Source organism: Bradyrhizobium sp. WYCCWR15520 (assembly GCF_056174665.1).
Window position 1 is genome coordinate 1 of the sequence record NZ_JBWBWM010000122.1, and the last position, 3,046, is coordinate 3,046.

The 3,046-nt window shown below is 54.7% G+C and carries 2 protein-coding genes; both read left to right on the forward strand.

Features of this window, described 5'->3' with window-relative positions:
* Positions 1 to 701: 701 nt before the first annotated feature.
* Positions 702 to 2,324 (forward strand): tryptophan halogenase family protein, encoded by a 1,623-nt coding sequence (locus AC0QUY_RS42335; protein ID WP_202639127.1) that lies wholly within the window; start codon positions 702 to 704, stop codon positions 2,322 to 2,324.
* A 209-nt stretch (positions 2,325 to 2,533) separates the two neighbouring features.
* Positions 2,534 to 2,848 carry a hypothetical protein gene (locus AC0QUY_RS42340; protein ID WP_475391706.1) on the forward strand — a complete coding sequence of 105 codons (315 nt, stop codon included), beginning with the start codon at positions 2,534 to 2,536 and terminating at the stop codon, positions 2,846 to 2,848.
* The last annotated feature ends 198 nt before the right edge of the window (positions 2,849 to 3,046 follow it).

Genomic DNA, 3,046 nt, shown 5'->3' on the forward strand with positions numbered 1-3,046 from the left:
GATATCTTTGCCTATATCGAGGGCTTCTACAATCGGACTCGTCGTCACTCCGCCATCGGCTTTATCAGCCCGATCGAGATGGAGCTAAAAGCAGCTTAACCCTGTCCATTTTTTCGGGGGAAGATCAGTGGAAACCGACAGTTGGACACATTCATGCGACGAGCCACGGAGGGGGTTGAATCGCACGTAGCGTTACGTTGTACGATCTCAATAGGCGGGAATGGTCCTCGACTTGCAAAGCTTTCCAACGACTACGAATGTCTCAGCTCTTAGCCTCACGTTGTCGCCACCGTCTCGGCGCTCTCAATGCTCTACTTTAGCAATGGTAGATGTTGTGCTTGGTGCGAGCCCGTTCTACCGCGAATGGACCCGGATCGAAGCTCTGAGGCAGTTAAGGAGGTTGCTCGGGCCGCTCCGGTGAGAACCGCTGAGCGAGCTGTGACGCGATTGCGGGCAACGGTTACAACAAGGATTGGAGGTTTACGAACTTCCTATACTGACCTGTTATGAACGCGATCTGCGCCTTCACGCGCTGGTTTGAGTTGTCGCCTTTAACGCGAGTAGCTTTCATCTCCCAGGCGGTGAAATCCCGATCCCCACCCTAACGCAAGCATGCCAGGAGATGCTTTTCTCGCTTGAGCGGACGTAGAACTGTCCGCCCATTGCACAACTCTCGAACAACTAACGATAGAGAAACGAAAATGGAAATCATGACTGGAGAGTCCATCGTCATCCTAGGGGGCGGGTCGGCAGGATGGATGACTGCGGCCTATCTCAAAAAGGCATTGAAGGGCGTCGATATCACGCTTATCGAGTCTGCTAATGTTGGCACCATTGGGGTTGGTGAAGCCAGCTTCAGCACTATGAGATTGTTTTTTGATTATCTCGGCATTGATGAAGCGGAATGGATGCCAGAATGTAATGCGACCTATAAGCTCGCGATCAAGTTCACCAATTGGACTGCTGTCGGCGGGCATTTCTATCATCCGTTCCAACGCTATGAGGTGGTAGACGGAAACAATCTTGGTGAATGGTGGTTGCACCTAAAGCCTAATGAGACGGCATTCGATTCCGTATGCTTTAGTACCTCCGCTCTATGCGACAACAACAGATCCCCAAGGTACATGAACGGCGAAGTCTTCGATCACAAGGTCAAAGGCAGGTTTAATTCTGCAGACAAGACGCCCCCAAATGCCTTCCTATCGGATCACCGTTTGCAGTATCCTTATGGGTATCATTTTGAAGCCAGTCTGCTCGCGAGCTTTCTCAAGAAATATGCGACCGCGCTTGGCGTTCGGTGCATCGAAGACGATGTCGAAGACGTGCTTCTCTCGACCGATGGTTCGATTGATTGTCTTAGAACGCGCAGAAATGGGGCAGTGAAAGGATCGCTGTACGTAGATTGTAGCGGCTTTCGCGGTATCCTCATTAACCAGGCGCTCAAGGAACCGTTCGTTTCGTTTCAAGAAGTTTTGCTGAATGATCGCGCGGTAGCGCTGCAGGTGCCATACCCAAACGACAGATCAGATATCGAGCCCTTTACCTCAGCAACCGCTCTGCCATCCGGTTGGGTCTGGAACATTCCTCTCTATAACCGGGTCGGAACCGGCTACGTCTATTGCAGTCAGTTCATGTCTTCCAAAGAAGCTGAATCTGAGCTTCGCGCACATATAGGTCCGCGCGCAAAGGACTGCATCGCGAATCATATTCAAATGCGAATCGGGCGTTGCCGTAATGCTTGGGTCAAGAACTGCGTCGCAATCGGTTTGTCCTCCGGTTTCGTGGAGCCACTAGAGTCAACTGGGATCTTCTTCATTCAGCTTGGTATTGAGGAGCTCCTGCGTCATTATTCGGGTCCCACGACGGACCCGGATGTAGCGGCTGACTATAATAGAATCATGGCCGATTGCATTGACGGCGTGCGCGACTTTCTTGTCCTTCACTATCGCTCGTCTGACAGGGCCGACACGCCGTTTTGGCAGGCGACAAAGGAGATCTCTGTCCCTCCCTCCGTGGAGCAACGCCTTCAGCTTTGGAAAAAGCGGCTTCCGAACGAAAGGAGTATCAACCCGTGCTATCACGGCTTCGAGTTCTACTCCTATTCTGTGATGCTGCTTGGGTTGAACTATCGGCCCGTCGATAGCCTGCCTGCTCTGCGCCACTCCAGTAATGTAAGCGCCGCCCTCGAGGCATTTCAAGAAGTGCGGGATCGCACGAGTGAGTTAGTCCGCACATTGCCTGGCCATTTGGAATATCTTCAGTATCTTCGAGGAACGAGGAAGTCTTCTGCAACAGCAGAGCAACGCGATGAGATCACGGCGTGAGCTAATGTGAGCGCACACTTACCCGACAGCGGCCAAACGCGACCTGGGCGATTGCCTGTCCCCGCGCGCTGCGGAGGCGAAGGCGGCGACTGCGGTACATCCGGCGCTGGCCGGAGCAGCGTGGAGGCAATCTGCATGGAACAAGCGCCGGCAAGGCATTCCACTCAGTCGGCTTTCGCGCGCCGACCGGCGTCACGTGAACATTTGGCTTGCTGGCAAACGATTGCGCCGCGCCCTTGAGCGACGCCATGCGGGCCGGCCACAGTTCTCGGCATGCCTGCCCGGTCGAGGCGATCGGCAAGGCAGATCAGTTCAATGTTCCTAGCGTGCGGTCAATACCGGCATCGAGAGGCGGCCCCGTGCTCGCCGCGATGCAAGCCGCGCGTGCGATCGAGAGTGATCCCGCCGCCTTCACGCGGCGCGATCATTTACGCCATTGCTCCCGACGGCGCGCCGCGCTGCTGATCGCCGCGCTAATGCAAAGCTGCGTTCCCTCTGTCCGTCGTCAGATAATTTCAGACTGATCAGGGTTTTCGAGAAGGGAGGCTTTGGCTCATCAGGGGTTAGAGTTGCTTGCAATTGATGCTGCGAACGGCGTACCCGTCCGGCGTAGGCCGCAGACGTCTTCTAATCCTGGCGCCTGAGCAGATGAGGGTTCTCTTTGTGGATCCTGATGAGCTCCATCAAGGTCTCGATCCCAAAGTCGGTGAAGGCCATGACGC

Coding starts and splice junctions, on each gene's coding strand:
- AC0QUY_RS42335 (WP_202639127.1), top strand. CDS start 702: ATGGAAATCATGACTGGAGAGTCCATCGTCATCCTAGGGGGCGGGTCG.